The sequence below is a fragment of the Mycolicibacterium septicum DSM 44393 genome, assembly GCF_000455325.1.
Classification (GTDB): Bacteria; Actinomycetota; Actinomycetes; order Mycobacteriales; family Mycobacteriaceae; genus Mycobacterium; species Mycobacterium septicum.
Genome location: NZ_HG322951.1, coordinates 588,736 through 611,219, shown reverse-complemented (window position 1 = coordinate 611,219; position 22,484 = coordinate 588,736). Strand labels below are relative to the sequence as shown.

The window sequence follows — 22,484 nt, the reverse complement described above, 5'->3', positions numbered from 1 at the left end:
CATGGCGGCCGGCACGGTCCCCGGCCCGGCGCGCGGCCGACGAGTACCCGGCCGACGCGCTGGCGGCCCGCCAGGTGCCGCGGGCCTGCGACGTCTCCCGGTAGAAGCTGCGCAGCTCGATATCCTTGTCCCGCAACGCGATAGCGGTACCCGGCCGGTCGGCCTCGTCGGCCTCGCGCTGGGCCTCCTCTTTGGCTTCCGACAGCCGCTGCCCGATCCGGGCCCCGAAGGCCAGCTGGAAGTTGAGCCGGGCGGTGATGGTCGGGGTCGGGCGGTGCGCTCCCGAGGCGATGTAGCTCTCCGACGCCTTCACCATCTGCAGCACCAGGCTGGTGTAGAGCGCATGGGTGGCGTCGATGTCCTCGGCGAACCCGTACGCGTAGACGAACGTCGAGTTGGACGCCACGTCGCATTTCACATCGTTGGCCATGCCGATCACCACGAACAGCTGCACATAGGTGCGCAGCCCCTTGGTGCCGGCCTCGCCGATGGTGATGGTGCGCTGCACCGGCATCTGCGCCTTGGTCCGCTCGGCCGAATGCGCGCGAGCCAGCGCCAGGTCGATGGCGGTGGCGGTGGCCAGCCGCTGGGCGGCGGCCATGAACGCCTCGGCCTCGTGCCGATTGTCGGTGCCCTCGGCCTGACGCAGCAGTGCGGCGATCCGCGCCAGCATCTTGTCGTCAGACATACCGCGATCCGCTTCGCTTCTCGCTTGCCGTCATGCCCGCGATCCTAGAAACCTCCTCTGACATCACTTCCCGACGAAGCCTCCCACCGCGTCCACCACCTGCGGTGACAACGGTCCGGGCTTGCCGTAGTTGGCGATGCTGTCGGTGGGATCGTCGCGCAGCACGTGGTTGACACCCTTGAGCTCGACGAGCGTGAGTGCGGTGTGCTTGAGCGCGTCGATCAGCGGGCGCTCGATCTCACAGCTGGCCTGGGAATCCGAGTCCGAGCAGGTGAGCAGCACCGGCATGCCGTCGGGCAGCGCAGCGGCCAGCTGCAGCGGGTCGATCTTGTCGGCCTCGATGATGGCGTTGAGATTGTCCTTGTTGACGATCGCGCTCAGCCCCTCGGGGAGGTTGGCGGGCACGGTGCCCTTGGTGCGGATCTCGTCGACGGCGCCCAGCCAGGCGGTCAGCACCTCGGGCGTGGCGCCGGAGCGCACCCGGTTGGTGATGATGTCGAGGTAGCGCCCGGACAGCGGCTGAAACAGCGCCAGCGAGTGAACCTTCGGATCACCGGCACCGGCCAGGGTCATGGCGTGGATGGCGCCTTCGCCCACCGCGTAGATCGACAGCTCGGCCGCGTCGGTGTCGGGCCGGCCGGCCAGGAAGCGCAGCGCGGCGGCCGCCCCGCTGGTGTAGACACCGCTGACCACCTCGGCGGGTTTCTTCTCGTACGGGCCGAGTTTGGTGGCGCCGGTGCCGATCTTGTCGTAGCGCAGGCTCGCGACGCCCTTGTCCGACAAGGTTTCCGCGAGCTGGCGCATATTGCCGACCGGACCGACGACCTTGTTGTCTCCGTTGCGGTCGGTGGGTCCGCTCTCGGAGATCAGCAGCGCGGCCGGGCCCGCCGTGTCCCGGTGCCGATAGGTGCCGTGGATGGTGAGACCGTCGGCGTCGAAAGTGACGTCGGTATCGGTCCATGCCGGTTGCCGGCCCTCCGTCGAGGTCCCCGAACCGCAGCCGGCCACCAGCAGCACCGAAAGCAGTGCCACCGCAAGCTTTCTCACAGGTGGGTCTCGATCCAGGTCGTCACGTCGTCGAGGACAAGCTCCTTCTCGGGCTCGTTGAACACCTCGTGGAACAGACCGGGATACACCTTGAGGTGGACGTCCTGGGAGGCCACGCATTCGACGAGGCGGTGGCTGCCCTCGACGGGCACCAGGCGGTCCTTCTCGCCGTGCACCACCAGCAGCGGCGCGGTGAGGGCCGACGCCCGCTGCGGCATGGTCTCGCCCACGATGATCAGCGCCCGGGCGATGCCCGCGGGGACCTTGCCGTGCCACACCAACGGGTCGGCCTTGTAGGCCGCCACCACCTCGGGGTCGCGGGACACCGCGTCGGCGTCGAGATTCTCCACGGGCAGCCCGGGGGCGATCTTGCCGAGCACCTTGGCCACGGCCGCCAGCGCCGAGGACACCGATGCCTGCGCGGCAACGGCCGGCCCGGACAGCACCATCGCGGTGTACTCGTCGGGGTATTCGACGCCGTAGCTGAACACGATGCCGCCGCCCATGCTGTGCCCCAGCACGAGGCGTGGCAGCTGCGGGTACTCGGCGGTCGCGATGCCGACCAGCGTGTGGAAGTCGCCGACATACTCGGACATGTCGCGCAGGTACACCCGCTTGCCGCCGGAGCGGCCGTGACCGCGGTGGTCCAGCGCGTAGACGACCAGCCCCGCCTGCCCGAACCGTTGCGCGACGTGGTGGTACCGCCCGGCGTGTTCGCCCAGGCCGTGGGAGAGGACGATGACGCCTCGCGGCGCGACGTCGGGCGTCCATACGTCATAGACGATGCGGACCCCGCCGACGCCGTCGAAGGTCTGTTCACTGCGGGTGCTGGTCACCCTGGCGAGCGTATTCGATCGAAGTTGTCGGGGGTGCTGCGTAAGCTCGCGAATGTGACGGTCCTCGCTCACCGCCTTGACGATGACAGCCCGGCCGATGCGTTCCTGGCCGACGCCCAGCGCTACCGGCGTGAGCTGCTGGCGCACTGCTACCGGATGACGGGCTCGCTGCACGATGCCGAGGATCTGGTGCAGGAAACCTACCTGCGCGCCTGGAAGGCCTACGGGGGTTTCGAGGGCAAATCCTCGGTGCGTACCTGGCTGTACCGCATCGCCACCAACACCTGCCTGACGGCGCTGGAGGGCAGGCAACGCCGTCCGCTGCCGTCGGGGTTGGGCAACCCGAGTTCGTCGCCCACCGACGAGATCTCCGAGCACCACGAGATCCCCTGGCTGCAGCCCCTGCCGGATTCCACCGACGACCCGGCGGATCCCAGCACCATCGTCGGGACCCGGGATTCGGTGCGGCTCGCGTTCGTCGCAGCCCTGCAGCATCTGTCACCGCGGCAACGCGCGGTGCTGGTGATGCGCGAGGTGCTGCAGTGGAAGGCCGCGGAAGTCGCCGGAGCGATCGGCACTTCCACGGCAGCCGTCAACAGCCTGTTGCAGCGGGCCAGGGCTCAACTCGACGCGGTGGGCCCCAGCCAGGACGATGAGATCGACCCGCCGGACTCCCCCCACGCCCAGAACCTGCTGCGCAACTACATGGCAGCCTTCGAGGCCTACGACATCGACAAGCTGGTCGAGCTGTTCACGGCCGAGGCCGTCTGGGAGATGCCGCCGTTCGACACCTGGTACCAGGGGCCGCAGGCCATCGGCGACCTGTCCCGGTACAAGTGCCCGGCCGAGGAACCCGGCGACATGCGGTTCATCGCGACGAGCGCCAACGGCCAGCCCGCTGCGGCGATGTACATGCTCAACCGCGAGACGGGCCGGCACGAGGCGTTCCAGTTGCACGTCCTCGAGGTAGGCCCCGAAGGCATCTCGCATGTGGTGGCGTTCATGGAGCTGACCCTGTTCGAGAAGTTCGGGCTGCCCGCCTCACTCTGACTTGTACGCCGCTTCGAGTTTGGCGATGTCGAACTTGCCGACAGTGCTCAGTACCGCGGACATCAACCGGGCATCGGCCTCGGAATCCCCGTTGTCCAGCAGGTCGTAGTACTCGGTCGGGGTGATCTGCCAGGCCAGCCCGTACTTGTCCTTCAGCCAGCCGCACGGCAACTCCTCGCCGCCTTCGACCAGCGCGGCCCAGATCTGGTCGAGCTGCTCCTGGCCGGTGACGCGCACTTCCAGCGAGACCGCCTCGGTGAAGGTGAACTGCGGGCCGCCGTTGATGCCGACGAAGCGCTGCCCGGACAGTTCGAACTCGACCACCACCGGCACGTCCTGCGGGGACGGCGAATCGGGATGCGAGGCGATGGCCTTGACGATCCGGCCATTGCCGCCGAACGCGGCGATGTAGTGCTGGGCGGCCTGCTCGGCCTCCCGGTCGAACCACAGATTCGGGACGATGCTTGCGTTGATCTCGGTCATGTTGGAGCAGACCGACGGTGAGCACGTTTCTCATCGCCGCCTGTCCGCAACGCATCGCTCGACAACGAAATCAAGCCAGGATCATCGCAGGTCAGCGGCCAGTTACTGAACGGTATTGCAACCTGTTCTATTATCGCCTCTCATGAAGACCAAAGGCGCCCTGCTGTGGGAACTCAACTCGCCATTCCAGGTCGACGAGATCGACCTCGGCGACCCCGTCGCCGACGAAGTACAGATCCAGATGCACGCCGCGGGCATGTGCCACTCGGATTACCACCTGACCACCGGTGCCACCCCGATGGCGCTGCCGGCGCTCGGCGGCCATGAGGGCGCCGGCGTCGTCACCAAGGTCGGCAAGAACGTCACCGGCATCGAGGAGGGCGACCATGTCATCCTCGCCTTCATCCCGGCCTGTGGCGAATGCCCGCCGTGTCTGAAGGGCTTCCGCTCGCTGTGCGACCGCGGCGCGGTCCTGCTCGGCGGTAAGGCCATCGCCGACGGCACCAACCGCATCACCGCCCGCGGTCGTGAGGTGTCGCCGATGAACCTTCTCGGCACCTTCGCGCCGTACATGACCGTCCACAAGGATTCCGTCGTCAAGATCGACAAGGACATCCCGTTCGAGACCGCGGCCATCATGGGCTGCGCGGTGCCGACCGGCTTCGGTTCGGCCACCAACGTCGCCGACGTCAAGCCCGGCGAGACCGTCATCGTCGTCGGCGTCGGCGGTATCGGCATGAGCGCCCTGCAGGGCGCAGTCATCTCGGGCGCCAAGCACGTCATCGCGATCGACCCGAACGAATGGAAGCGCGAGCAGGCCATCAAGTTCGGTGCCACGCACGTCTACCCCTCGATGGCCGAGGCCATCGCGCCGGTCATCGACACGACCTGGGGTCTGATGGCGGACAAGGTCATCATCGCCGTGGGCGAGATGAAGGGCGAGTACATCGAAGAGGCGATGATCCTCACCGCCAAGACCGGCACCTGCGTGGTGACGGGCATGGGCTCGATGATGGACGCCGACGTCAAGCTCAACCTGTTCCTGTTCACCATGTTGCAGAAGACGTTGAAGGGCAACATCTTCGGCGGCGGTAACTCGCACGTCGAGACGCCCCGGTTGACTGCGCTGTACAAGTCGGGCCTGCTGAACATCGACGACATGATCACGCGGACCTACAAGCTCGAGGACATCAACCAGGGCTACCAGGACATGCTGGACGGCAACAACATTCGCGGCGTCATCAAGTTCGACGAGTCGGACTGGTAACACTCTCCGCGCCAGACCCAAAACCCCCTTTCAGCGTCGAAAGGGGGTTTTGTGTCTGTTCAGCGGTTGAGCCCGGTCAGCCGCACCAGGGCATCGAACCCGTCGTAGGTGCCCGGCCAGTTCGCCCGGACGGCGTCCAGGCCGGCGTGGTGGACGACGCTGCGGAGCACCACGGTGACGATGATGGCGTCGTCGGCGTAGCCGATCACAGGGATGAAATCAGGGATCAGATCGATGGGCAGCGCCAGATAGACCACCAGCAGCGCCAGCCGGATCCGCACGCCCCGCGGGAGAGATTTATCCGCGGCCAGACGTCGGATCAGCCGCAGCAGATCGGGCAGCAACCGCAGCGCCTCACTGAGCAGGTTCCCGCGCGGCCGCACGACGAGCAGGGCGACGACGAGCACGAGCCAGCTCAGCAGCAGGGCGGCGCCGAGGCCCAGCAGCGTGTTACCCCACCAGGTGTCGACCACCTGACGATCATCGCCAGCCATGCCGGGCAGACGCAAAAGTCCCCCGGAACGTGCGCTCCGGGGGACCTTCGGGTCTGTTCGCGAGAGTTACTTGGGCGGCATCCGGATGCCGCCGTCGACGCGGACCACCTCGGCGTTCATGTACGAGTTGGTCAGCAGCTCGACGACCATGGAGGCCAGCTCGTCCGGCTTGCCGAGGCGGTGCGGGAACAGCACCGACTCGCCCAGCTTCGCCTTGAACGCCTCGGAGGCCTCGCCCTCGCCGTAGATCGGGGTGTCGATCAGGCCGGGGGCCACGGTGTTGACCCGGATGCCCGCAGCGGACAGGTCGCGGGCGACCGGGAGGGTCAGGCCGACGACACCGCCCTTGGACGACGAGTAGGCCGCCTGGCCGATCTGGCCGTCGAAGGCCGCGACGCTGGTCATGTTGACGATGGCTCCGCGCTCGCCGGTGTCGGTGAGCTCGTTGCGGCTCATCGCGGTGGCGGCCAGCCGGATGCAGTCGAAGGTGCCGACCAGGTTGATGGCCAGGACCTTCTTGTAGACGTCCAGGTTGTGCGCCGACTCGAATTCGCCGTCCTTGCCGATGGTGCGCTGGGCCCAGCCGATACCGGCCGAGTTCACCAGGGCCCGCAGCGGACCGAGGTCGGCGGCGGTGTTGACCGCGTCGAGGATCTGGTCGGTGTTGGTGACGTCGACGGTGACGAACACACCGCCGATCTCGTGGGCGAGGGCCTCGCCCTTATCCGCCTGCAGGTCAGCCACGACGACGCGGGCTCCCTTGGCAGCCAACTGGCGGGCAGTCGCCGCGCCGATACCTGATGCGCCACCGGTGACGATGGCGCTTGCTCCGTTGAGTTCCACGCCCAACACACTAAGCCCCTGCCATCCCCGATCCACCGGTTGGTCAGCTAAGGCCGTCGGTAGGCTGGCGCCATGGCTTCCGGGACGTCCAGAGTCGACATCCGACGCGCGGACGACCGCGGTGCGAGCACGACCGATTGGCTGCAGTCACGGCACTCGTTCTCATTCGCCGACTACTACGACCCGGCCAACACCCACCACGGGCTGCTGCTGGTGAACAACGACGACATCGTCGCGCCCGGCGCCGGCTTTGACACCCACCCGCACCGGGACATGGAGATCGTCACGTGGGTGCTGTCGGGCCAGTTGGCGCACAAGGATTCGATGGGCAACTCCGGGGTGATCTACCCGGGCCTGGCCCAGCGGATGTCGGCCGGAACGGGAGTGCAGCATTCCGAGAAGAACGGGTCTTCCAGTGAGCCCGTGCATTTCGTGCAGATGTGGGTCCTCCCCGACACCGCCGGGGTGACGCCGGGCTATCAGCAGCAGGAGATAGAGCTGGCCGCCACGTTGACGCCGATCGCCTCCGGTGCCGTCGACGCGGCCGTCACCCTGCACAACCGCGATGCCACGCTGTACGGCGCCCGCCTGCAGCCAGGCGACTCGGTCGAGCTGCCGCAGGCTCGCTACGTCCACGTGTTCGTCGCGCGCGGGTCGGTCACGCTGGAGAGATCCGGGCCGCTGGCCGAGGGTGACGCCGCCCGGCTCACCGGTTCGGGCGGACGGGTCACAGCCGACTCCGAAGCCGAGATCCTGGTCTGGGAGATGAATGCGGGTTTGGGCGGCGCGTAGCGCGATCGCACTGATCACCGCGGCCGCACTGGCCGCGTGTGGGACGCCCCCCGAACCCGCGCCGTCGCCGCCGACCTCGAGCGCCGGGCAACCGCCCGCCGGGCTGGCCGCTGCGCCCCTGCACGTCCCCGCGGAACTCGCCCAGGCGCCACTCGACGAACCGCGCCAGGCGCTGATCCCCGCCGGCTGGACCATCGAGGTGATCGCCCGCGTACCCAAGGCCAGGATGGCCGCCTTCGCCCCCGATGGCGCGTTGCTGGTGTCGGTGCCGGCCACCGGGCAGGTGCTCACGGTTCGCCCTGACCAGCGAACCCTGCTCGACGGACTGGACCAGCCACACGGACTCTTCTCCGCCGGGACGACCCTGTATGTCGCCGAGAGCAACCGCATCGACGCCTACGACTACGTCGACGGCCGGGCCGTCAACCACCGCACCGTCGCGGGTGGCCTGCCCGACGCCAAGAGCCCCGAACTGCGCGGCGCCTATTCCCACGCACTCAAGAGCGTGGTCGTGGGATCCGATGGTGCGGTGTACTTTTCGATCGGATCGACCGGCAATACCTCGGCCGAGGACCGCACCGCCACCCCGCCTCGAGCCACCATCATGCGGGTGCCGCCCGGTGGTGGGCCGGCGGCGCCGTTCGCCACCGGGGTGCGCAACGGCACGGGCCTGGCCCTCGCACCGGACGGTGCGCTGTGGACGGCGGTGAACAACCGCGACAACGTGCCCGATCCGCAGGGCCGGGTGCGCCAGGACTATGTGGACGACCACCCGCCGGAGTCGGTGGCCAAGGTGACCCCGGGACGCGAATTAGGTTGGCCCTACTGCAATCCCGACGGCGCACCACCAGCCGGGTTCATCCGGGACATGGAGACCAACGCCGACGGCGACAAGATGGATTGTGCGGCGCTGGCACCGGTCGAGCAGACATTGGGCGCGCATTCGGCTCCGCTGGGGATGAGTTTCACCGAGCTTCCCGGCTACGGCTCCGGCGCGCTGGTCGGGGTGCACGGCTCGTGGAACCGGCAGTCCCCGCAGGCTCCCGAGGTGTCGTTCTTCGGTTGGCACAACGGCACATTGGGCCCGCAGCAGACCCTGGCCTCCGGTTTCCAGGCCGACGACGGCACTCGTTGGGGCCGTCCGGTGGCCGCGGTCGCCGGGCCGGACGGCGCCGTGTACATCACCGATGACTACGCCGGCGCGGTGTATCGGCTGGCGCCTTAGACGTACGATCGCCGTTGTGGCCGACCAACAGCTAGGCGATCTCAAGCTGCTGCGCCGGGTCCGGGACCGTATCGACCGCGAGTACGCGCAGCCGCTGAACGTCGAAGCACTTGCCCGCGGGGTCAACATGTCCGCCGGACACCTCAGCAGGCAGTTCAAGATCGCTTATGGCGAGTCACCGTATTCGTATCTGATGACGCGTCGGATCGAGCGCGCGATGGCGCTGCTGCGTCGCGGCGACATGTCGGTCACCGAGGTCTGCTTCGCCGTCGGCTGCTCCTCTCTCGGCACGTTCAGTACCCGGTTCACCGAACTCGTCGGCATCCCGCCCAGCCGGTACCGGGAGCAGACCGCCGAGGTGACCGATGGCCTGCCGTCGTGCATGGAGAAGCACGTCACCAAACCGATCAGGAATCGAGAAGCGGCCGCGGTGGACCTCCACATAGCGTCTAAGGCATGAGCATTTCAGATATCAAGATCCACAACACGTTCCTGCCACACGAAGATCCGGAAGCCTCCCTGGCCTTCTACCGCGACGTGCTCGGCTTCGAGGTCCGCCTCGACGTCGGCGGCGGCAAGATGCGTTGGATCACCGTCGGGCCGGTCGGCCAGCCCGACACCTCCATCGTGTTGCATCCGCCGGCCGCCGACCCGGGGATCACCGACGACGAGCGCCGCCTGATCGCCGAGATGATGGCCAAGGGCACCTACGCGATCGTCGTGCTGGCGACCAAGGATCTGGACGCCACGTTCGAGAAACTGCAGGCCACCGACACGGAGATCGTGCAGGAACCGACCGACCAGCCCTACGGCGTGCGCGACTGCGCCGTCCGTGACCCCGCCGGAACCATGATCCGAATCCAGGAGCGCGCCTGACCGATGAGCCCCGCCACGACTCACCCCGCCGACAGCCACGATCTGATCCGGGTCACCGGTGCCCGGGAGAACAACCTCAAGGACGTCGACATCGAGTTACCCAAACGCCGGTTGACGGTGTTCACGGGCGTCTCGGGGTCGGGCAAGAGCTCATTGGTGTTCGACACGATCGCCGCCGAGTCCCAGCGGTTGATCAACGAGACCTACAGCGCCTTCGTGCAGGGTTTCATGCCGAACCTGGCCCGCCCCGAGGTGGACGTGCTCGACGGGCTGACCACGGCGATCATCGTCGACCAGCAGCGAATGGGTGCCGATCCGCGCTCCACAGTCGGCACCGCCACCGATACCGGGGCGATGCTGCGCATCCTGTTCAGCCGGATCGCGACTCCGCATATCGGTTCACCACAAGCCTTTTCATTCAATGTGGCGTCGATCAGCGGGGCGGGGGCGGTGACGCTGGAGAAGAGCGGGCGCACCGTCAAGGAACGCCGCGAGTTCAACATCGTCGGCGGAATGTGCCCGCGGTGCGAGGGGCGCGGCGCGGTCAACGACATCGACCTGACCGCGCTGTACGACGACACCAAATCGCTGAACGAGGGTGCGCTGAGCATCCCCGGCTACAGCATGGACGGCTGGTACGGCCGGATCTTCCGGGGCTGCGGCTTCTTCGACCCGGACAAGCCGATCAACAAGTTCACCAAGAAAGAACTCGACGCGCTACTGCACAAAGAGGCGACCAAGCTCAAGGTCGACGGGGTCAACCTGACCTACCTCGGACTGATCCCGCAGATCCAGAAGTCGTTCCTGGCCAAGGACGTCGAGGCCATGCAGCCGCACATCCGGGCATTCGTCGAACGTGCGGTCACGTTCACCACCTGCCCGGAGTGCGACGGCACCCGACTTTCGGAGACCGCGCGGTCGTCGAAGATCGAGGGCGTCAACATCGCCGAGGTCAGCGCGATGCAGATCACCGACCTGGCCACCTGGATCGGCGGTCTCGCGAAGAAGCCCGCAGCCAAATCCGTGGCTCCGCTGCTCGCGGCGTTGCAGCACACGCTGGACTCGTTCGTCGAGATCGGGTTGGGCTATCTGTCCCTGGACCGCCCGGCCGGCACCCTGTCCGGCGGAGAAGCCCAGCGCGTCAAGATGATCCGTCACCTCGGCTCGTCCCTGACCGATGTCACCTACGTGTTCGACGAACCGACCATCGGCCTGCACCCGCACGACATCGCCAGGATGAACAATCTGCTGCTGGCCCTGCGCGACAAGGGCAATACCGTGCTGGTGGTCGAACACAAGCCCGAGACGATCTTGATCGCCGACCATGTGGTGGACCTGGGTCCGGGCGCGGGTGCGGCCGGGGGTGAGGTGGTCTTCGAGGGCAGCGTGGCGGGCCTGCGGGACAGTGACACCGTCACCGGCCGCCACCTGGGTTACCGCGCTGCGCTGAAGGATTCGGCGCGGGAAGCCAACGGCGTGTTGGAGATCCGCGGGGCCGGTACCCATAATCTGCGCGACGTGGACGTCGACATCCCGCTCGGTGCGCTGGTGGTGATCACCGGTGTCGCGGGCTCGGGGAAGAGTTCGTTGATCGACGGGTCGGTGGCCGGCCGGGACGGCGTGGTGGTGGTCGATCAGAGCCCGATCCGCGGCTCGCGCCGCAGCAACCCGGCCACCTACACCGGACTGCTCGACCCGATCCGTAAGGCGTTCGCGAAGGCCAATGACGTCAAACCGGCCCTGTTCAGCTCGAACTCAGAGGGCGCCTGCCCGACGTGCAACGGCGCCGGGGTGATCTACACCGACCTCGGCGTGATGGCCACGGTCGAGACCACATGCGAGGAATGTGAGGGCAGGCGGTTCGGCGCCTCGGTACTGCAGTACACCCTCGGCGGACGCGACATCGCCGAGGTGCTGGCCATGCCGGTCAGCGAGGCGGCCCGCTACTTCGGTGAAGGTGAGTCGAAAGTTCCTGCCGCACAGAAGATCCTGTCCCGCATGGCCGATGTGGGCCTGGGCTACCTGACGCTCGGGCAGCCGCTGACCACACTGTCCGGCGGCGAGCGGCAACGGCTCAAGCTCGCTGCGCAAATGGGAGAGAAGGGTGACACCTACATCCTCGACGAGCCGACGACCGGCCTGCACCTGGCCGATGTCGAACAACTGCTCGGCCTGCTGGACCGACTGGTCGATTCAGGCAAGTCGGTGGTGGTGATCGAGCATCACCAGGCGGTCATGGCGCATGCAGACTGGATCATCGACCTGGGGCCGGGCGCCGGGCATGACGGCGGTCGCGTCGTCTTCGAGGGCACCCCGGCAGACCTGGTCGCCGAGCGCGCCACGCTGACGGGGCAACACCTCGCCGAATATGTGGGTGCCTGAACCAACATTGTCAGGGCGCCCGAACTTTCTGGTGTTGATCCCCAAACTTATTGTCGAATAAGCACTTTCGGGCGGGACGGTTTGCGTCGTCCCGCCCGGGGTGCGTATGGTGGTGACAGCGAAGGGGAGTAGCCCCCAATCGGATATTCGACATACTGGCCGCGCAGCGATGCATCAACGGCCCGGTTATCCGAACCGGTCACTGGCCGGTGGGCGAGACCTTCGGCCGTAGACCATTGGGTTGCCGGCCGGAGGCATATGGATCAGCCCCCAACGGCAGCCAACGACCGAGGAGTTGTTGAGTGCTCGCTGCTCTGCTCTTGAGCTTCGCTGTCATCTTCGTCGCCGAGCTCGGCGACAAGTCACAGCTGATGGCCATGACATTCGCGCTGCGCTACCGCTGGTGGGTGGTGCTCGTCGGTATCACCGCTGCCACCACCGCAGTTCACCTGATCTCCGTCGCGGTCGGCCACTACCTGGGCGCGGCGCTGCCGACGCACCTGCTCGGCATCCTGGCCGGGGTGGCATTCGTGTTCTTCGGGCTGTGGACCCTGCGTGGCGACAAGCTGTCCGACGATGAGGCGACTCGCGCCCAGCGTTCGACCGCCCCGGCGTTCTTCACCGTCACCTCGGCCTTCCTGCTCGCCGAACTCGGCGACAAGACGATGCTCGCCACCATCACACTCGCCGCCGACAACGACTGGGTAGGTGTGTGGATCGGTTCCACCATCGGCATGGTGGCCGCCGACGCACTCGCCATCGTTGTGGGGGCGATCGCCGGCAAGCACCTGCCCGAGCGCGTGATCCAGCTGGGTGCCGCGGCGCTGTTCGTGATCTTCGGCCTGGCGATGCTGCTGGAGGGCGCATTCCCGGCAGCCCCCGTCTGGGCGACCACCGCGGGTGCGATTGCCGTGACAGCGCTGTGCGCGGCGGGTCTGCGTGCGCTGCCCGCGCATTTGCGGCCGGCGGCGATGCGCAAGCCCCAGGCGGCCGAACCAGCTAACTCCGATCAACCAGGTGCGATCGCCCCTTGATCCAACCGTGACCAGGCTGTTACGCATGTTGACAGAGTTTCCTGTGTGGTTATTGTGTAGTTCGTGCCAGGCCTGGCAAAACTCCTCAAGCGTGCGGTCGCCACTGCGTCCGCCGTTGCCGTCTGTGCGGCATTAGCCACCACCGGCTCCCCCGTCGCGCGCGCCGAGGACGCCCGGGCACTGCTGCTCGGCGCGATCGCCAACACCAAGGGCGCCTACCTCGTCTACAACTTCGGCGGCCAGTTCGCCGCACCGTTCCTGTCCGCCGACGGCCGCGCCTACACGCTGAACAACGGTGGCCACCTGATGGCCATGAAGAACGCCTCCAGCCGGCTCAACCCGCGCCTGCTGGTCGACAGCCATCAGGGCTATCAGTCCCGCTGCGAGCGCACCCCCGGAGCAAGAACCAGCGAAGGACTCTGGCAGGCGTCGGAAACCTATGCGCCCCTCGCCGCGTGGCAGGTGCTGGGGCAGCCGACCATCGCCGTCAATGCCAACTTCTTCGACGTGCGCGGCCAGCAGGGCGGATCGTGGCGCGACACCAAGTGCTCGTCCCCGCTCGGCGCGTACGTGGACAACACCCGCGGGCAGGGCCGGGCCAACACCGCGGTCACCGGCACCCTGGCGTATGCCGGTAAGCAGGGCCTGTCCGGCGGCGACGAACGCTGGGCGGCGCTGGCCACCATGATCCTGCCGATGGGCGGCGCTCCATACGTGGTGATGCCCAAGGGACCCGACGACTACGACTCGGCCTCCCCGGTGATCCAGCGGTTGCTGGATCAGAACGCGCGGTTCGTGGCGGTGGCCGGCATCGGGTTGCTCGCCCCTGGCGACACCGGTCAGCTCAACGACCCGGGCCCCAGCGCGGCGCGCACCGCGGTGGGCTACAACCGCGCCGCCGATCAGCTGTTCGTGTTCCAGGGCGGCAGCTACACGCCGGACAACATCCAGGACCTGTTCCGCGGCCTGGGCGCGGACAACGCCCTGCTGCTCGACGGTGGCGGCTCGTCGGCGATCGTGCTGCGCCGAGATTCCGGCGGCATGTGGAGCGGCGCGGGGTCGCCTCGCGGGAACTGCGATACCCGTCAGGTGCTGTGCGATTCGCGCGAACGGGCACTGCCCAGCTGGCTCGCCTTCAACTGAGCGGCGGCTAGTTCACCAGAATCTCGGCGAGAACAGCATTCGGCATCCGCAAGGGCTGCAGGTACTTACGCAATCCCGGGTGGCAGAGCTGCAGAAGCCGTTCCTGGGGCTCGGCGTCTCCCATGCGTTGGCGGCCAAGGTATTTCAGTGTCGCACCAGCGGGAAGGTCACCGGCAACTGCTGACGCCGTGGTGCCCGAGATCAACGTCTGTCCCCCGTGAGCGATGTCGCGCAAGCGCTTCGTGCCGGTGTATGCGGTGTGCACGCCGATGCACAGGTCGAACGGATCCAACGGCGTCAACTGCAGGTACAGCGCACAGGACACCGCGTCAGAGGCGCGATCGAAGGTGGCGGTGAAACCGTCGCAGGCGGGTTGCCGCGTCGGCAGGATCCCGCCGTGGAGCGCGACAAAGTGGGTCATCGTCGCTCGGAAGTACGGAAGCGCGGCCGCCATGTCCGCTGTTTGCGTTTGCCACAAGCGTGCGGATCCCTCGGTGCGGGCCATCAGCCATGCCTTCTCGGTCGACAGCTCCTCGGTCACGCGCGCGTTGCTCCTGCCAGTTCTCACCTGATATCCCGCGCCAGATGGCACACAGAACGCCAGCGTAACCACTTTCCGCAGGTTGCGTCTCCATGGTCAACATCGTTGCCGCAGAACGTTGTTGCCAACCGGCGGCCGAAGCGCTGTTGCCCCCGTGGGACGCGCGTAAGCCGCTAGAGGCCAGGTTTGCTGGTCCGCTTCACCGTCAGTTCTCCAGCCACAGGTCGACGCCTTCGGTGGCGAAGATCGACAGCACGGTGCTCCAGGTGTCTTGCCCGAGCGCCTCTTTGATTTTTCGGTAGGACGTCATGACGAACCGGAACTTGCGGTTGTCCGGGGTGCCGAAGCCGCCGCGCAGGCAGTCGGCCAGCGCATCCAGATTCGAGCCGAAGTAACCGCCGTCGCCGTTGACCGCACGGCCGATCTCGGTGAAGAAGTCCGCCTTGGAGGCCACCTTGGCCCCATCGATCCGATACGTCTTCACATGCCTCCGATCAGGCAGAAGGATTCGTAGTGGTCGCCGGTGTAGTAGTACTCGGGCGGGTCGTTCTGCGGTGCTCCGCCGGTGACGATGCGGCGCTTGCCGCGGTGTTTGTTGCCGGGCGTCGGGACCGTGTACTCGTGGTAGTAGCCGCGCTCATGCTTGGGCAACCGGCCTTCGTAGTTTCCGAAGACGACGCCGTCGTTGCGCGGGTACGGAAACGGCCCGCCCGACTGGATCAGCCCTACGGTCTTGTCTGCCTCCGGCGGAAGGCCACCCAGGTCGCACGTGCCGTCCGCTGCCGCCGACTTCGCCGGTGATGCCGGCGCCTGCGACGCCGCCGGAGACGACGTGGGTTGAGTCGGAGCGCAGCAGCCCGAAAGCAGGCCGCACAGCACTGCCAGCGCCGCAATGCGCGATCGTCCCATCGGCATGAGGCTAGCAACAGGCCCGCAAATCCGGGGTCAACGGCGCCAGCCGTGCGACGATCGTTACTCGAGTGAACAGAGTGACCACCCTGGAGGAGCCCACCGCCCGCCGCGGCAGCACCGCGAGCGGGCGGAAAGTCCTGCCGAACAAGCAGTTTCGCCCTGACATCGAGGGGCTGCGGGCGGTGGCGGTACTCGCCGTGGTGCTGTTTCACGCCGGGGTGCCCGGATTCGGCGGCGGGTTCATCGGCGTCGACGTGTTCTTCGTCGTGTCGGGATTCCTGATCACCGGGCTGTTGTGGCGCGAGGCCTCGGGCACCGGGACGGTGCAGATGGCGCGGTTCTATGCCGGACGCGCCCGGCGCCTGCTCCCGGCCGCCGCTCTGGTCCTGGTCGCGACATCGTTGGCGGCCACTCTCCTACTTCCTCCGCTGCAGGCCCGCGCGGTGCTGGCCGACGCGATCGCCAGCGCCCTGTACGTCGGGAACTACCGCTTCGCGGTCGAAGGAACGGACTATCTGGCGGCCGAGACGGCGGCGTCTCCGCTGCAGCACTACTGGTCGCTCGGCGTCGAGGAACAGTTCTACCTGTTGTGGCCGGCGCTGATCCTCGGCACTGCCTGGCTGCTGACCCGCGGCGGCCGGGGCACCCGTTCGGCCGTCCCGTACGCATGCGTGTTGGCGGTGGTGGCCGCTGCCTCGCTGATCGTGTCGCTGTGGTGGACCCAGACGATGCCGCCCTGGGCGTTCTTCTCTCTGCCGACCCGCGCCTGGGAGCTGGCCGCCGGCGGTCTGGTCGCGTTGACCGCGGCGCACTGGCGCAGCCTGCCGCCGGTCTGTGCGGCGCTGGTCGGCTGGGGTGGTCTGGCCCTGATCCTGGCGACCTGCACGCAGCTCGGCACGGCCACGCCCTACCCCGGGTCGGCAGCGTTGCTTCCGGTGATGGGTACCGCGCTGGTGATCGGGGCGGGCTGTGCGATACCCGATCTGGGTGTGGGACGGCTGCTGTCGAAACCGGTGATGCGTGGCATCGGCCGGTTGTCGTACTCGTGGTACCTGTGGCACTGGCCGGTGCTGCTGTTGGCGCCCGCGCTGTTCGGCCACGGCCTGGGGTTGGCCGGCCGGCTGGCGCTGATGGTGATGTCGCTGGGCCTGGCGATCCTGACGCTGCACCTCGTCGAGAATCCGACCCGGTTCGCCGCGGCGCTGCGGGGATCATCGTGGCGCAGCCTGGCCGTCGGCGCGACGGCCACCGGAGTGGCCGTCTGTGCGGGGCTGGTGCTGTTGGCGGTACGCCCGGTGCCGACGGGATCTGGTCCGGCAGCGGTTCCGGTCGCCGCGATCGGACCTGCCAGCGTGGCCGCTCTGCCGTTGACTCCCGAGCAGCAGGTGCAGGCGGCGGTCGCCGCCTCGGCCGACCTTGGGGCCGTGCCGTCGAATCTGTCACCGCCGCTGGGCAACATCACCAAACCCGAGGCGTTCGTCAACGGTTGTGTCCTGTCCTGGATGGCGGTCGCCGTACCCGACTGCACGTCCGGGGACGTCAACTCGGCCACCAAAGTCGCCCTGATCGGCGACTCCCACGCGGGGATGTGGCAGCCGGCCCTGGAAACCGCCGCACAGCAATCGCATTGGCGGTTGGATACCTTCGCGAAGGTCACCTGCCCACCGATGAAGCTCCCGATCCTCAGCCCCTATCTCGGACGTGAGTTCACCGAATGCAAGCAGTGGCGGGCTGAGGTGCTGACCCGGATCGCCAAGGAGCGTCCCGCGTTGATCGTGCTCGACATGGTCCGCCGTTACGGCGCCGATTTCGGGTTTGTCAGCTACGACCAGACCTGGCTGGACGGGTTGACCCGACTCGTGTCCCAGTTGCGCGGAACCGGAGCGCGGGTCCTCGTGCTCGGCCCCGTGCCCGACCCGCACACGACGGTCCCGACGTGCTTGTCGGCACACATGGACGACGCCTCAGCCTGCGCGCCCGACCGGCCGGTCGCCGTGAACGACAAGGGGATTGCCGCCGAGACTGCGGCAGTTCAGGCCGGCGGTGGGCAGTACGCGCGCCTGGACCAGTACTTCTGCACCGACCTGCGCTGCCCGGTGATCGTCGGCAACACCCTGGTCTTCCGCGACGACAACCACATCACCGCCGAATACGCGCAACTGCTGTCACCGGTGATGGCACACCTGGCCGAAAGCGCATTGGCGCCCAACTAGCCGCTCTGGAACCTGGCCACCCGATCGGTGAACGCACCGTGGTAGCTCATCGGCAGGTGGAACGGCAGCCAGGCCTCGGCGATCGGCCCGGCGTCCACGCGCGGAGCGTCGAACACCATGAGCCGGCTGCGGTGTTGCGTCTCGTCGTAGCCCACCGTCAGCACCCATCCGTCGTCCTCGGCGTCGCTGCCCGGCCGCGGAACGAAGATCGGCTCGACCAGCTTGTGGCCGGGCGGGCAGTAGGTCTGCACGCTGCCGCCGGCATGGTCGAAGCGGCCGATTCCCTCCCCGCCGCCCTCGCCGTCACCAGGTGCCGTCACGTACGTCACCGAGTGCGCCTGAGTTGAGCGACGCTGATCGATCTGCGGGAACTCGCAACCCATCTGGGCCAACGGCTCAACCAGGACACGGTCGTCGGGCGTGATACGGAACCGGGTGAGCCGCACCGAGTCCGGGGCCTTCTCCGGGGCGACGTCGGCGTACATCCTGGCCATATCGGTGCGACTGTCGGACGCCCAGGCGTGCATCCCGCCGAACGTCTCGGGAGCGAAACGCGGCAGCTCCACCACCACGTCGGAGCCGTCCTCGTAGGCGTTGGCGTAGTGCCACATGTAGAACGGGTCGGTCTCGATCATCCGGACCTTTCCGCCGTCGCGCGGGGCGAGGATGAAGTACGAGGGTTCGTTCTGCTTGAACTGCATGGCGTCCCAATAGCTCTGCCGTCCCAGCAGAGCCCACGGGTTGATCCGCAGCGGGGCCAGCATGAAAACCGCATAGCGCGGGGTCAACGCCATGTCATGGATGAGCCCCATGCCGGGCAGCGGTACCGCCCGCAGATACCGGGTGGCGCCCCGGCTGTCGGTCTCGTACAGGCGCAAGCGGACCCGGGGAATCGCCTCACCGGCGAGTTCCCTCAGGCGCCTGATCTTTTCGTCTCGGCTGGGCGCACTGCGGATGTGGCGCAGATCGAGACGGGGAAAGTAGGGCTCGAACCCGAAGTTCACGCGTGAGTCCGTCGTCGCGTCGTAGGTGTGGTGCGCCGAGTACGCACCGACCGGACCCTTGAGCACGCCGTCGAGGCTGCACATTCCGATTGTGTTGAGGGTGTCGAGGTCCATGCCGTGTGGGCGCCCGCCCTCCCACAGCGCGAGCAATTGGTCCGGGCCGATCATCACGTTGGTGTTGGCCGTGTTGGCGGGCAGCCGAAGTGCGTTGGCCCGCATCCCTCCCGGACGCTGGTAGGCGAATCCGCGTTTCACCATCCGGCCCGCCGCGGTGGTGGTCAGGTAGTGCTGGGTGCGCACGAACCGGTTCTTGAACCGCACGCCGTTGCCGTCGATCGCGAAGGCCACCACCATGCCATCGGCGTCGAACAGGCTGTCCACCCGGGACGCGCCGACGTTCCACCGGCCCGACCCGTTGCGGTAGAGCGTTCCGGTGAGTCCCTGCGGGATCGCGCCGGTGATCTCGGTGAGCGTCAGGTCATACTCGCCGGGGACGTCCTCCCAGTAGTGCGAGGGACCGTCGACCTGGGGCGAGGCGGGAGCAGCCATAAAAGACATCGTGTCTTTTATGGCTGGCCGCTGTCAATAGCCGAGACATCGAAGGGGCTGAACGGCAGAGCCGAACCACCGTCCCAGCACAGCGTCGTCAGGTGCTCGACGAGTTCGGCCCGGGGCATCGACGAGTCTCGTAGCCACCATTGCGCGCTGACCATGGCCGACCCGACGATGGCCCGGGCCCACGGCGCCGCGGCGGCGGTATCGGCACCGCCGGCCGCCATCGACGCAGTGAGCATCGCCTCGACCGCGGCGGCGAGTTCGTCGAAGATTCCCGGCATCTCGTGGCCGCCGGCGGCATGCATGCTCAACGCCCGGTACAGGTTCGGATCGTCCTGCATCCAGCCGCAGATGACGTCGAAGAACAAGGACATGCGCCGGCGCAGGTCGGCCGAACCGGCGGCACGCCTGGTGATCTCGATCAGTAGTCGACGGGCCTGACGCTCGCCGAGCGCGGACAGGATGGCGGCCCGATTCGGGAACACCGCATAGACCGCCGAGCGCACGAAGCCGGCCTCTTTGGCCACCTCGGCGATCCCGACATCGGGCCCGTGGCTGCGGATCGCACGTTCGGCGGCGTCGAGCAGATCTGAGCGCCGTTGCTCGGCGTCGACGCCGGGTCCGGCGGGCCTGCCGCGCCCGCGCCTTGCCGAAGTCACCGGTCAATCGTAGTTTCCGGCGACCGGTCAGTCGCTCAGGCGGCGTCCTTCTTCTCGGTCTTCTTCTCGGTCTTCTTGTCGGGCTTCACCGAGTCGCCGGCCTTCTTGACGTTGTCCTTCACGTCGTGGACCGCCTTCTCGGCGCCCTTCTGGATTCCGTCGGCCGCCGACTTGATCTGCTTGCGTCCGTCCTCGGCGACCTGGTTCACCCTCGCCTGGGCGTCCTTGACCGCCTTCGCCGTCCGCTCACGCGCCTTCTCGGCCGAGTCCTTCGCACGCGCGCCGGCCTCCTTGACCGATTTCTCGACCTCTTGGCGGGCATCATCGGCTGCGGCCGCGAGCTTCTTGGTGCCGTTGTCCACGCTCACCTTGGTGTCGCCCACAGCAGGTTCGCCCACGACAGATTTCAGATCGACGGTCTCCGATCCGACGTCGGTCTGCGTGATGCCCTGCGGCTCGAAGCTCGTCTTCGCAAGGCCCTGTGTCCCAACGTTGTTGAGGTCCAGGATGGATCCACCGGTCGTCAGCGAGTTACCCACGCCGAGCAGGCCGAGCAGCTGCTGGATCGGGCTCGGGACGGGGTTCTGGTTGATCAGGCCGTCACTGATGGCCTTCTGAATGCCCGTCACGAGGTTGTTGACCAGATGCCCCGGGACCTGTGCCCAGTCGACGTCGGCCGGAAGTGTGCCGAAAGCCGTTGGGATATCGGCCTCGTCGAGCGTGCGGTCGTACACGCCGGTCTGCTCGTTGTAGTACACATCGGTGTAGCCGAGGTTGACCAGGCTGGTGAGCACGGGGCTGAGCGCCGTACCGATCGGGTTGTTGAGATTGGCCCCGGTCAGCAGGTTGACGACATCAACCGCAAGGTACGTCGGCTCGAGCAGCGGCAGGCTCTGCGCCGGGATGGTGACGTAGATGTTGAGTTTGGGGCCGAGCTGAGGATCGTCCCCGGGATCGGCCAGGTAGTCGGTGATGTCTGCACCGAGCTGCGTCACGATCTGGTCGACCAACACCGTGCCGAGCGTGTCCAGCGACTGGTTCCGCAGGATGTACGTCGGGAACAAGCCTGCCGCAACGTTGTTCGCCATGGTGAACGGGTTGGGCCAGGCGGCGAAGTCCGAGAGCGGGAGGTACTCCGCCGTCGCATCGATCTTGATCGGGATCAGGTTGGCGCCACCGAGGGTGAGGCCGAGCAACGGCACGTCACCGAGCACGGGCACGTCGCCGATGATGCTGGTCCCGCTGCTCTGCACCTGGGTATCGGGGGTCACGGTGTCGATGCCCAACAGCCCGAACAACGGATAGGCACGGGCCAGGATGCCGCCGTTGGCCCGGCCGGGGTTGTCGATCAGGAGCATCGGCATGATCGTGAAACTGCCCAGAAGCGGGTTGGTGCCGGTGTAGTTGGCCCCGCCCGGCTGATTCGGCAGGTCGTCGACCACCTGCTGATACGCCGCGCCTGCGGCGAAGGCGCCGAATCCCCAGCCCGCCACGATGGGGATCCGCACGTCGGCGACATTCGTGCTGAGGGCCGGCAGATCCACGCCGGTGAGGAGCTTGAAGGTGGCTTTCAAGGTCTCGAAGGCAATGCCACTCGTGGGCAGACCGAGCGCCGTGAAGAGAGAGTCGAGGCTGATGTCGAGGTAGTCGGTGTTGTTGATCTCGTCGGCCACCGAGTTCGGGAAGGACGGCACCCACCCGAGGTCGACACCAAGCAGTCGCAGCAGCGTGAACGGCCCTCCGGTGGTGATCAGGTTGATCCCGGCCGACGACAGTGGATCGCTGAGGTCGATCCCGAGAGCGTCTGCCAGGTCGCCGATGGGCAATCCGCCCAGGGCACCGCCGAGCGCTCCACCCAGCGCGTCATTGAGCGGGCCCTCGACGGCCGCGGTTGGATCGATTCCGGCCGCCTGCAGGAGTGCGAGGAGGTTGAAGTTGTTGACGAACGCCGTTTCGAGCTGCGCGCCGACGGTCTGGAACTGGTTGTAGACCTGGGTCCCGAAGCCGCCGGTGAGGTCGGGGATCTGGTCGGGCGGCGGGAAGATCTGGACCCCGGATTGCAGCCGCAGGTCGCGCTGGACAGCGGCCGCCTGGGCCGGCGGCGGGGCAATGCCAACCGTAAGCGCGGTGACTGTTGCGGTTGCCGCACCGAGGGTCGCCACCCTCTTGACGCGCCGCCGCTGCCTACGGTGTTTGACTGCCATCTGACCAGTCCTTTCGGCCGCCTTCTCAGGTTGATCTCAGGCAACTTAACACTAATGTGACCTTCCTCACCGAATTGCTGGAAAGAATTTTCGTCTTCAATTTCGCACCCACCGCAAACTTTGAAGGAGTACCTTTATCGGGGCTGTACTGGGCATCGACATATTGACGCATATGCCAGTTACCGCAGTCATATCCGACCCTCCATCGCCGTGACGTTGCTGTGCGCGACCGTGGA

General features: G+C 67.2%; 22 protein-coding genes. 10 read left to right on the top strand and 12 right to left on the bottom strand.

Features of this window, described 5'->3' with window-relative positions; translation table 11 throughout:
• From TX88_RS02950 to TX88_RS02940, 3 genes are all read right to left on the bottom strand, one after another.
• A partial coding sequence (locus TX88_RS02950) for a DUF2786 domain-containing protein (protein WP_084621770.1) occupies positions 1–688 on the bottom strand: 688 nt, incomplete at its 3' end.
• Between the two features lie 63 nt (positions 689–751).
• Positions 752–1,735, bottom strand: coding sequence for an alpha/beta fold hydrolase (locus TX88_RS02945; RefSeq protein WP_044514546.1), 984 nt, complete (start codon positions 1,733–1,735; stop codon positions 752–754).
• Complete coding sequence (locus TX88_RS02940) at positions 1,732–2,571, bottom strand: alpha/beta hydrolase (protein WP_044514544.1); 840 nt, start codon at positions 2,569–2,571, stop codon at positions 1,732–1,734. Before TX88_RS02940 ends, TX88_RS02945 begins: the two co-directional genes overlap by 4 nt.
• A gap of 24 nt (positions 2,572–2,595) precedes the next feature.
• Here TX88_RS02940 and TX88_RS02935 point away from each other — a divergent pair, with 24 nt between their 5' ends.
• A complete protein-coding gene (locus tag TX88_RS02935; RefSeq protein ID WP_044514543.1) occupies positions 2,596–3,621 on the top strand; it encodes a sigma-70 family RNA polymerase sigma factor in 1,026 nt (341 codons plus the stop codon).
• Here TX88_RS02935 and TX88_RS02930 read toward each other — a convergent pair.
• The gene (locus TX88_RS02930) at positions 3,613–4,104 is read right to left on the bottom strand and encodes a VOC family protein (protein WP_044514541.1); all 492 of its coding nucleotides are present in this window, start codon (positions 4,102–4,104) and stop codon (positions 3,613–3,615) included. The genes TX88_RS02935 and TX88_RS02930 overlap by 9 nt on opposite strands.
• 142 nt (positions 4,105–4,246) lie before the next feature.
• Between TX88_RS02930 and TX88_RS02925 the strand changes: the two genes are divergently transcribed.
• Complete coding sequence (locus TX88_RS02925; RefSeq protein WP_044514540.1) at positions 4,247–5,371, top strand: NDMA-dependent alcohol dehydrogenase; 1,125 nt, start codon at positions 4,247–4,249, stop codon at positions 5,369–5,371.
• Positions 5,372–5,430: 59 nt separating this feature from the next.
• Here the strand turns inward: TX88_RS02925 and TX88_RS02920 are convergent, their stop codons facing one another.
• Positions 5,431–5,865, bottom strand: a complete 435-nt coding sequence (locus TX88_RS02920; RefSeq protein WP_044514538.1) for a YkvA family protein — start codon at positions 5,863–5,865, stop codon at positions 5,431–5,433.
• 66 nt (positions 5,866–5,931) lie between these two features.
• Complete coding sequence (locus TX88_RS02915; protein ID WP_044514536.1) at positions 5,932–6,708, bottom strand: SDR family NAD(P)-dependent oxidoreductase; 777 nt, start codon at positions 6,706–6,708, stop codon at positions 5,932–5,934.
• A gap of 72 nt (positions 6,709–6,780) precedes the next feature.
• Between TX88_RS02915 and TX88_RS02910 the strand changes: the two genes are divergently transcribed.
• From TX88_RS02910 to TX88_RS02880, 7 genes are all read left to right on the top strand, one after another.
• Positions 6,781–7,500 (top strand): pirin family protein, encoded by a 720-nt coding sequence (locus TX88_RS02910; RefSeq protein ID WP_044514534.1) that lies wholly within the window; start codon positions 6,781–6,783, stop codon positions 7,498–7,500.
• Complete coding sequence (locus TX88_RS02905) at positions 7,478–8,725, top strand: PQQ-dependent sugar dehydrogenase (protein ID WP_044514533.1); 1,248 nt, start codon at positions 7,478–7,480, stop codon at positions 8,723–8,725. Before TX88_RS02910 ends, TX88_RS02905 begins: the two co-directional genes overlap by 23 nt.
• 16 nt (positions 8,726–8,741) lie before the next feature.
• On the top strand, positions 8,742–9,185 hold the full coding sequence (locus tag TX88_RS02900; protein WP_409365843.1) for a helix-turn-helix transcriptional regulator: 444 nt from the start codon (positions 8,742–8,744) through the stop codon (positions 9,183–9,185).
• A complete protein-coding gene (locus tag TX88_RS02895) occupies positions 9,182–9,601 on the top strand; it encodes a VOC family protein (RefSeq protein WP_044514530.1) in 420 nt (139 codons plus the stop codon). Before TX88_RS02900 ends, TX88_RS02895 begins: the two co-directional genes overlap by 4 nt.
• A 3-nt stretch (positions 9,602–9,604) precedes the next feature.
• Complete coding sequence (locus TX88_RS02890; RefSeq protein ID WP_044514528.1) at positions 9,605–11,983, top strand: ATP-binding cassette domain-containing protein; 2,379 nt, start codon at positions 9,605–9,607, stop codon at positions 11,981–11,983.
• A 302-nt stretch (positions 11,984–12,285) separates the two neighbouring features.
• Positions 12,286–13,017 (top strand): TMEM165/GDT1 family protein, encoded by a 732-nt coding sequence (locus tag TX88_RS02885; protein ID WP_044514526.1) that lies wholly within the window; start codon positions 12,286–12,288, stop codon positions 13,015–13,017.
• 63 nt (positions 13,018–13,080) lie between these two features.
• Positions 13,081–14,160, top strand: coding sequence for a phosphodiester glycosidase family protein (locus TX88_RS02880; RefSeq protein ID WP_044514525.1), 1,080 nt, complete (start codon positions 13,081–13,083; stop codon positions 14,158–14,160).
• 7 nt (positions 14,161–14,167) lie between these two features.
• Here the strand turns inward: TX88_RS02880 and TX88_RS02875 are convergent, their stop codons facing one another.
• From TX88_RS02875 to TX88_RS02865, 3 genes are all read right to left on the bottom strand, one after another.
• Complete coding sequence (locus TX88_RS02875; RefSeq protein ID WP_162563068.1) at positions 14,168–14,773, bottom strand: adenylate/guanylate cyclase domain-containing protein; 606 nt, start codon at positions 14,771–14,773, stop codon at positions 14,168–14,170.
• Positions 14,774–14,906: 133 nt separating this feature from the next.
• On the bottom strand, positions 14,907–15,185 hold the full coding sequence (locus tag TX88_RS02870; RefSeq protein WP_044514521.1) for a barstar family protein: 279 nt from the start codon (positions 15,183–15,185) through the stop codon (positions 14,907–14,909).
• A complete protein-coding gene (locus tag TX88_RS02865; protein ID WP_244438329.1) occupies positions 15,182–15,610 on the bottom strand; it encodes a guanyl-specific ribonuclease in 429 nt (142 codons plus the stop codon). The genes TX88_RS02870 and TX88_RS02865 overlap by 4 nt, the downstream gene beginning before the upstream one ends.
• Before the next feature lie 80 nt (positions 15,611–15,690).
• Between TX88_RS02865 and TX88_RS02860 the strand changes: the two genes are divergently transcribed.
• Positions 15,691–17,826 carry an acyltransferase family protein gene (locus tag TX88_RS02860; protein ID WP_044514520.1) on the top strand — a complete coding sequence of 712 codons (2,136 nt, stop codon included), beginning with the start codon at positions 15,691–15,693 and terminating at the stop codon, positions 17,824–17,826.
• Here the strand turns inward: TX88_RS02860 and TX88_RS02855 are convergent.
• From TX88_RS02855 to TX88_RS02845, 3 genes are read right to left on the bottom strand one after another with little or no spacing between them, the layout of a single operon-like run.
• On the bottom strand, positions 17,823–19,379 hold the full coding sequence (locus TX88_RS02855) for a carotenoid oxygenase family protein (protein ID WP_044514518.1): 1,557 nt from the start codon (positions 19,377–19,379) through the stop codon (positions 17,823–17,825). The genes TX88_RS02860 and TX88_RS02855 overlap by 4 nt on opposite strands.
• Positions 19,380–19,396: 17 nt before the next feature.
• Positions 19,397–20,044, bottom strand: a complete 648-nt coding sequence (locus TX88_RS02850; protein WP_044514517.1) for a TetR/AcrR family transcriptional regulator — start codon at positions 20,042–20,044, stop codon at positions 19,397–19,399.
• Positions 20,045–20,079: 35 nt separating this feature from the next.
• Positions 20,080–22,248, bottom strand: coding sequence for an ATPase AAA (locus TX88_RS02845; RefSeq protein WP_044514515.1), 2,169 nt, complete (start codon positions 22,246–22,248; stop codon positions 20,080–20,082).
• Positions 22,249–22,484 lie beyond the last annotated feature (236 nt).